Annotated in this window: 6 protein-coding genes; all 6 read right to left on the bottom strand. The window is 67.5% G+C overall.

Features of this window, described 5'->3' with window-relative positions:
- A partial coding sequence (locus tag G3N98_RS14555; RefSeq protein ID WP_241025914.1) for a response regulator occupies nucleotides 1-389 on the bottom strand: 389 nt, incomplete at its 3' end.
- The gene (gene esaS, locus G3N98_RS14550; protein ID WP_089473746.1) at nucleotides 390-2,804 is read right to left on the bottom strand and encodes a sensor histidine kinase EsaS; all 2,415 of its coding nucleotides are present in this window, start codon (nucleotides 2,802-2,804) and stop codon (nucleotides 390-392) included.
- Complete coding sequence (locus G3N98_RS14545) at nucleotides 2,794-3,384, bottom strand: DUF4390 domain-containing protein (RefSeq protein WP_039353770.1); 591 nt, start codon at nucleotides 3,382-3,384, stop codon at nucleotides 2,794-2,796. Before G3N98_RS14545 ends, esaS begins: the two co-directional genes overlap by 11 nt.
- The gene (gene rsmB, locus G3N98_RS14540; RefSeq protein ID WP_206148534.1) at nucleotides 3,381-4,772 is read right to left on the bottom strand and encodes a 16S rRNA (cytosine(967)-C(5))-methyltransferase RsmB; all 1,392 of its coding nucleotides are present in this window, start codon (nucleotides 4,770-4,772) and stop codon (nucleotides 3,381-3,383) included. The genes G3N98_RS14545 and rsmB overlap by 4 nt, the downstream gene beginning before the upstream one ends.
- A 234-nt stretch (nucleotides 4,773-5,006) precedes the next feature.
- Complete coding sequence (gene htpX / locus G3N98_RS14535) at nucleotides 5,007-5,864, bottom strand: zinc metalloprotease HtpX (RefSeq protein WP_011353570.1); 858 nt, start codon at nucleotides 5,862-5,864, stop codon at nucleotides 5,007-5,009.
- Between the two features lie 101 nt (nucleotides 5,865-5,965).
- Nucleotides 5,966-6,601, bottom strand: a complete 636-nt coding sequence (locus tag G3N98_RS14530) for a LysE family translocator (protein ID WP_175236913.1) — start codon at nucleotides 6,599-6,601, stop codon at nucleotides 5,966-5,968.
- Between the last annotated feature and the right edge of the window lie 18 nt (nucleotides 6,602-6,619).

Genomic DNA, 6,619 nt, shown 5'->3' with positions numbered 1-6,619 from the left:
GGCAGGCGCGCGGGATCGACCAACGGGATCGACGCCAGCGCCGGCGGCGGCTGGCAGTCGGTGCCGACGATGACGGCCGGCCGGGCCAGCGTCAGCAGGGTCTCGACCCGCTGGGCCGGATAGGCCGTATCGATCGTCGCGTGCCCGGACATCATGATCACGGGCATCGTCAGCAGCCCCTGCGCCGCCCACTCCTTGAGCAACGTCACGCCGTCGGTATCGGGCATCCAGATATCGAGCAGCACGAGATCGGGCGCCTGATTCAACCGGTATTCCCGCGCGGCCTGCGCGTTCTCCGCCGCCTCGACGACGTGTCCTTCATCGCTGAGGATCTCCGAGAGCAATTCCCGGATGCCCATTTCATCATCTACCACCAGGATGGTTGCCATTTACGCTGCCTTTGTCTGCTCACTTGCTTTTGTCTTGGCGGGGGCCGCCCCGTCCTGCACGCCCGATTCGGCGCCTGGCGCATCGCTCGCCATCTGCAGGAACAGGATCGACACCTGCGCACCCTCGACGGTCTCGCCGTGCATGCGATTGCGCAGATCGATCCGCGCACCGTGCTCATCGACGATCTTCTTGACCGTGGCCAACCCCAGACCCGTGCCCTTCGCCTTCGTCGTCACATAAGGCTCGAACGCGCGAGTCAGGATGCGCGCCGGAAAACCGGGCCCGTTGTCGGACACGGTAAGACGTACCGCGACGCGCGTTTTGCCCTCGGCGTCGGGATCGCCATATTCTACTGTCTTGGTTTCGATCAACACACGCGGATGCGCCGACTCCGCGACCGAATCCTGCGCATTCTGCAGCAGGTTGTGAATCACCTGGCGCAGTTGCGTCGCATCACCGCGTATCACCGGCAGCGACGGCGCGAGCTCGGCGACGATCGCGCTCTTGCCTTCGCCCACTCCGTACAGCCCCAGCACCTCGCTCGCCAGTTCGTTCAACTGCAGGTTCGAGAGTACCGCCGGCGGCGTGCGCGCGTATTCGCGGAAATCGTCGACCATTCGCTTCATCGCGGCGACCTGATTGACGATCATCGTCGCGCCGCGCTTGAGCACATCGGCATCGGGCGGGGCGAGCTTGTCGGAGAGCTTCATCTGCAGCCGCTCCGCCGACAGCTGAATCGGCGTCAGCGGATTCTTGATCTCGTGCGCGAGCCGGCGCGCGACCTCGCCCCACGCGACCGAACGCTGCGCGGAAATCACGTCGGAGATGTCGTCGAACACGACGACGTAACCGGACGTCTGCGGATCGTCGGCCTGCCCCTCGACCGTCGACACGAGGCGCGTGCCGCGCACGAGCAAGGTCAGCGGATCGGCTTCGCCCGGCACCTCGATCGCGAACTGCTGCTGCCAGTGGCCGCGATCGCCGCTGCCGCCGTCGGACGCCGCCTCGCGATCGGCGAACGCCTTGCGCACCATCGCGCCGAACCCGGCGGCCACGCCGATCCGGTCGAGCGTCGTGCCGATCAGCGTGTTGAACGGCTGCCGGAAGATCCGCTCGGCGCCGCGATTGGCCGTCGTCAGCCGGAACTGGCGGTCGAGCACGAACACGCCGGCCGTCAGGTTCGCGAGGATGCTCTCGAGATACGTCTTCGAATGCTCGAGCGCGACGCGGTTCTTCTCGACCGCGAGCCGCGCTTCGGACAACTGGCGCGTCATCGCGTTGAACGACTGCGTGAGGAAGCCGAGCTCGTCGCGCGTCTTGATCTCGCGCTTCGGCGTGTAGTCGCCTTCCGTGACCTCCTTCGTGCCCTGCGCGAGCAGGAACAGCGGCCGCGCGAGCTGCTGGCCGAGCGCGAGCGCGAGCATCATCGCGATGAAGGTCGCGAGGAACAGCGCAAGCGTCAGCGTGCCGATGTACATCTTGCGCAGCCCCGTGCGGCCCAGCGACTTTTCCTGGTACTCGCGATACGCGCGCTGCACGGCGTCCGCGTTGTGGGCAAGCGTCGGCGGCACCGGCTGCGTGAGCTGCAGGAAGCGTTCCGCCGGCTGCAGCAACGACGTCGATGCATCGGGAATCGGCCGCACGACGCGCAACCGCAGCGCCCCCTTCGCGCCGTGCGCGCGCGGGTCGCCGTCGACTTCACCCTCGATCGCCGCGTACGCGCCGTGTTCGCGCGCCTGGTTCAGCATCAGCGGCGTCGGCAGGTCGTCCGGAATCAGTGCCGCGAAATTGCCCGACGCCTGCGCGACGATGTGCAGGTCGGGGGACGCACCCGAGCCGCCGCGGCTCGGCTCGACGATCGTCGCGTCCTGCACGCCGAACTGGTCGCGCAAGCGCAGCAACGTGAGCGTCGTGCCGTTGGTGTTCGCATCGACGCTCGCGAGCTGGTCGGACATCAGCCGCGCCTTCGTCTGCAGATCGGACAGCGACGCATCGAGCATCCCGCGGCCGAGGTTCAGGCCGGCCGTCAGCGCCGTCTCGACGTTCACGTCGAACCACGACTCGATACTGCGCGACACGAACTGGTACGACACGATGTAGATGATCCCGCCCGGCACGACGCCGACGAGCGCGAAGAACACCGCGAGCTTCGCGAGCAGCCGCGTGCCGAACTTGCCCTTCCTCAGGCGCACGACGATCATCCCGATCAGCCCGAGCACCACGAGCAGGAACACGAGCGCGACGACGATGTTCGTCGCGTACAGCCACGAGTAGTAGCGGTCGAAGAATTCGGTGTTCGCGCTCGCGGCCGCGAGCAGCACGAGCAGCAGCAGCGCGGTCAGCGCGACCGTCGAGACGATCACGCGGATGAGGAGGCTCTTCCCGCTGGCCGCGCGGCGCACTTTATTTAGCACGTTCGGTCACCGTGAAGTTGAAGCGCTTCCAGTCGGACCCGAGCGTCCAGTCGCGGTTGTTCACGGCATCGACCTGGAACGGCTTCGGCATCAGCGCCGTATCGAGCTGCATCCGCACCGACGCCGTGTAGGTTTCACCGGCGCGCACCTGGTTGCGGTCGATCACGTGCCACGACGTGATGTGCCTGACGACCGCGAGCGCGTCCTTCAGCGACGGGAAACCGAGCTGCAGGCCGCCCGTCGACACGCGATACTCGCGCGTGAGCGGCTGGAACGACAGGCGGATCGTCTGCGTCACCGCCACCGGCTGCTCGTCGAACCAGTACCAGCGCGCACGGCTCAACTCGAAGTCGGTCGTGAAATAAAGCGGAATGCCCTTGTTGACGGCATCCTCGAGGTTCGGGTTCAGCTCGAAATCGAAGCGTGCGTCGAGCGCCCAGCCGCTTCCGTCGGACTGGAGCGACGCGCGCTGCACGGCGATCGACTCGGCATGCGCCGGCCGGACGACGGCCAGGCACAGCGTCAACGCGACCATCAGGACGGCCGCGAGCCGAAGTGGAAAAAGGTGTTTGATCGTCACCGTTTCTGAAACCGCGCGTAGAAAAATCCGTCGTGATCGGTGTTCTGGTCGAGTGCGCCGGCGGCCGCCCCTCCCTGCACTCCGCCCGGCAGCAGCTGGCCGGGGGCGTCCAATCGTACCGCATCTTCACAGGCCGCTTCAAACCAGCGGGCCTGCAGTTCGCCTTCCTCGGGGAAGACCGAACAGGTCACGTAAAGCAGTTCGCCGCCCGGCTTCACGAGCGGCCACAACGCCGCCAGGATGCGGCGCTGTTCCGCGACGAGCGCCGGGATGTCAGCCTCGCGGCGCAGCCAGCGAATGTCGGGGTGCCGACGCACGATGCCGGACGCCGAGCACGGCACGTCGGCAAGGATGCGGTCGAACGGGCGCCCGTCGTACCAAGAGTCCGGCGCCCCCGCGTCGCCGACGCGCACGTCCGCTTCGAGCGACAGCCGCACGAGGTTCTCGCCGATCCGTGCCGCGCGCGCGGCGTCGCTTTCCAGCGCAACGACTTCCGCATCGGCCAATTCGAGAATATGACCGGTCTTGCCGCCGGGCGCCGCGCATGCGTCGAGCACGCGCATGCCGTCGCGCGCACCGAGCCATTCGGCGGCGAGCTGCGCGCCGGCGTCCTGCACCGACACGACACCGTCGGCAAACCCCGGAATGCGATCGACCGGCAGCGCCGACGCGAGCCGCACCGCATGCCGGCCGATCGCGGTCGCGTCGATCCCGTTCTCGCGCAGCGTCTCGAGATACGCGTCGACGCTCGCGCGGCGCGCGTTCACGCGCAGCGTCAGCGGCCCTTGCCGCTCGCCGGCCTCGAGGATCGCCTGCCATGCGTCGGGCCACGCGCGCTGCACCGAAGCGACCCACCACGCGCGGTAGTTCCAGCGCGCGACGACATCGTCCTGCAGCGCCGCGACGAGCGCGTCGCGCTCGCGCAGGAAACGGCGCAGCACCGCGTTGACCATCCCCTTCGCGAACGCGCATTCTCGGCGTGCCCCGATCACGGTCACGGCCTGGTCGACCACCGTGAACGCCGGATACGCGGCCTCGTCCGCCGGGTCGAGCAGCAGCGCGAACGCGCCAGCGAGCACCGCGTGCACGTAGGCGGGCGGCGCCTTGCTGATGAGCCGGCCGATCAGCCAGTCCGCACTGCCGAGACGGCGCATCGTCCGGTAAGCGACGTCCTGCGTCGCCCCGCGCGCGAGCGCCTGCGCACCGGACGGCATCTGCGCGAATACCGCCGACAGCGCCGCCGGCAGCGCGGTGCCGCGCCGCACCGCATCGACCGCCTGCGCGGCCGCGTCGAGTGCGAAGCCGAGCGAATCGGGCGCGAGATGCAGCGCGGACAGGCGCGCCGGGCGGCCGGAAGAAGACGGAGCGGTAGAACGGGTTCGTGTCATCGGAGCAAATTCGGCAAACAAGCGCGGCCAACAGGCACAGCAAGCCCATGCGGCAAACGGCGGGATCGCGGCGCCCGTGGGCCCTGCCATCCCAAACCGGGCATTGTAGCCTGCGATGCTGCAGGCCCTTTGGCCCCTTTACGGCACGCGCAAATGAAACACCCCGCAGCGCGAAGCGTGCGGGGTGGTGTGACGGCCCCCGCGCGGCAACTGCCGCACGGTGTGTGCCGTGGCTTAGTCGAAGCGGCCGGTACGCGCCATCTCCATCAGGCGCGCGATGCGCTCCTCGGTGGCCGGGTGCGTCGAGAACAGATTCTGCAGGCCGCCACCGTGCAGCGGGTTCATGATCATCATCTGCGCGGTGGCCGGATGCTGCTCGGCCGCCTGGAACGGGATGCCCGCCGCGTAGCGATGGATCTTGTCGAGCGCGGTCGCAAGCGATTGCGGATCGCCGGAAATCTGCGCGCCGCCGCGGTCCGCCTCGAACTCGCGTGCCCGCGAAATCGCCATCTGGATCAACGCGCCTGCGATCGGTGCGAGCAGCGCGACCGCGATACCCGCGATCGGGTTGGCCGGCCGGCCATTCTCGTCGCGCCCGCCGAAGAACATCGCGAAGTTCGCGATGGCCGAGATCGCGCCCGCCATCGTCGCGGTGATCGTCGAGATCAGGATGTCGCGGTGCTTCACGTGTGCGAGCTCGTGCGCCATCACGCCGCGCATCTCGCGCTCCGACAGCACGCGCAGGATGCCCGTTGTCGCGGCGACTGCCGCGTGCTCGGGGTTGCGGCCCGTTGCGAACGCGTTCGGCGCATCCTCGTTGATCAGGTAGACGCGCGGCATCGGCAGGTTCGCGCGCGTGGCCAGCTCGCGCACCATCCGGTAGAACTGCGGCGCCGTGTTCTCGTCGACTTCCTGCGCGTTGTACATGCGCAGCACCATCTTGTCCGAGAACCAGTAAGAGAAGAAATTCATGCCGAGCGCGAACAGCAGCGCGATCGTCATGCCTCGCGAACCGCCGATCATCCCGCCGATCACGATGAACAGGGCCGTGATCGCGGCCATCAGCATCGCCGTTTTGACCCAATTGAACATACCCACTCCTTATCCGTCAGGGGACCCGCCGCGCATCAAAAGAGCACGGCGGAAAATTGTAAGCGTTTTGTTAGATAAGGTCTTGCCGGAAAAATTCAATCTCACCGTTGCGAGGTTGCAAGACGAAGACCGAGGCCGACGAAAGCGCTGCCGACCGTGCGGTCAAGCCACTTCTTGACGCCCGGCTTGCCGGAGAAGCGCGCCGTGACACTGCCCGCGACCCACGCGACGAGGCTGGTCCACACCGTGCTCATCGCGACGAACACACCGCCGAGGGTCAGGAACGCCCATGCCTTGTGCGGGCTGTCGGCCGACACGAACTGCGGGAAGAACGACACGAAGAACAGCACGACCTTCGGGTTCAGCACGTTGGTCCAGAAGCCCTGCATGAACAGCTGGCGCAGCGGCTTCGCGGCTTGCGGGGCCGCCGTGCCCGACGGCTCGGCCGCCTGCTTCGCGATGATCATCCGCACGCCCAGGTAGATCAGGTAGGCGGCGCCGACCAGCTTGATCACCGTGAATGCGGCAGCCGACGCCGCGAGCAGCGCGGTCAGGCCGAATGCGCAAGCGAGCGCGTGAACGCAGCAGCCGGCCGAAATGCCGAACGCCGACATCAGCCCCGCGCCGCGGCCCTGCGCGACGCTGCGGCCGACGATATAGGCCGTATCGGGGCCGGGCGTGACGTTCAGCAGGAAGACTGCCAGCACGAAGAAGCCGAAATGGGTGATGCCGAACATGAAAACCTCGAAACCGGG

This window comes from Burkholderia sp. Tr-20390, from assembly GCF_017104595.1.
In the GTDB taxonomy this organism is placed as follows: Bacteria; Pseudomonadota; Gammaproteobacteria; order Burkholderiales; family Burkholderiaceae; genus Burkholderia.
The sequence above is the reverse complement of the archived record's forward strand: the minus strand, read 5'-3'. Positions and strand labels throughout refer to the sequence as shown.

Coding starts and splice junctions, on each gene's coding strand:
- rsmB (WP_206148534.1), bottom strand. CDS start 4,772: ATGACACGAACCCGTTCTACCGCTCCGTCTTCTTCCGGCCGCCCGGCG.
- htpX (WP_011353570.1), bottom strand. CDS start 5,864: ATGTTCAATTGGGTCAAAACGGCGATGCTGATGGCCGCGATCACGGCC.
- G3N98_RS14530 (WP_175236913.1), bottom strand. CDS start 6,601: ATGTTCGGCATCACCCATTTCGGCTTCTTCGTGCTGGCAGTCTTCCTG.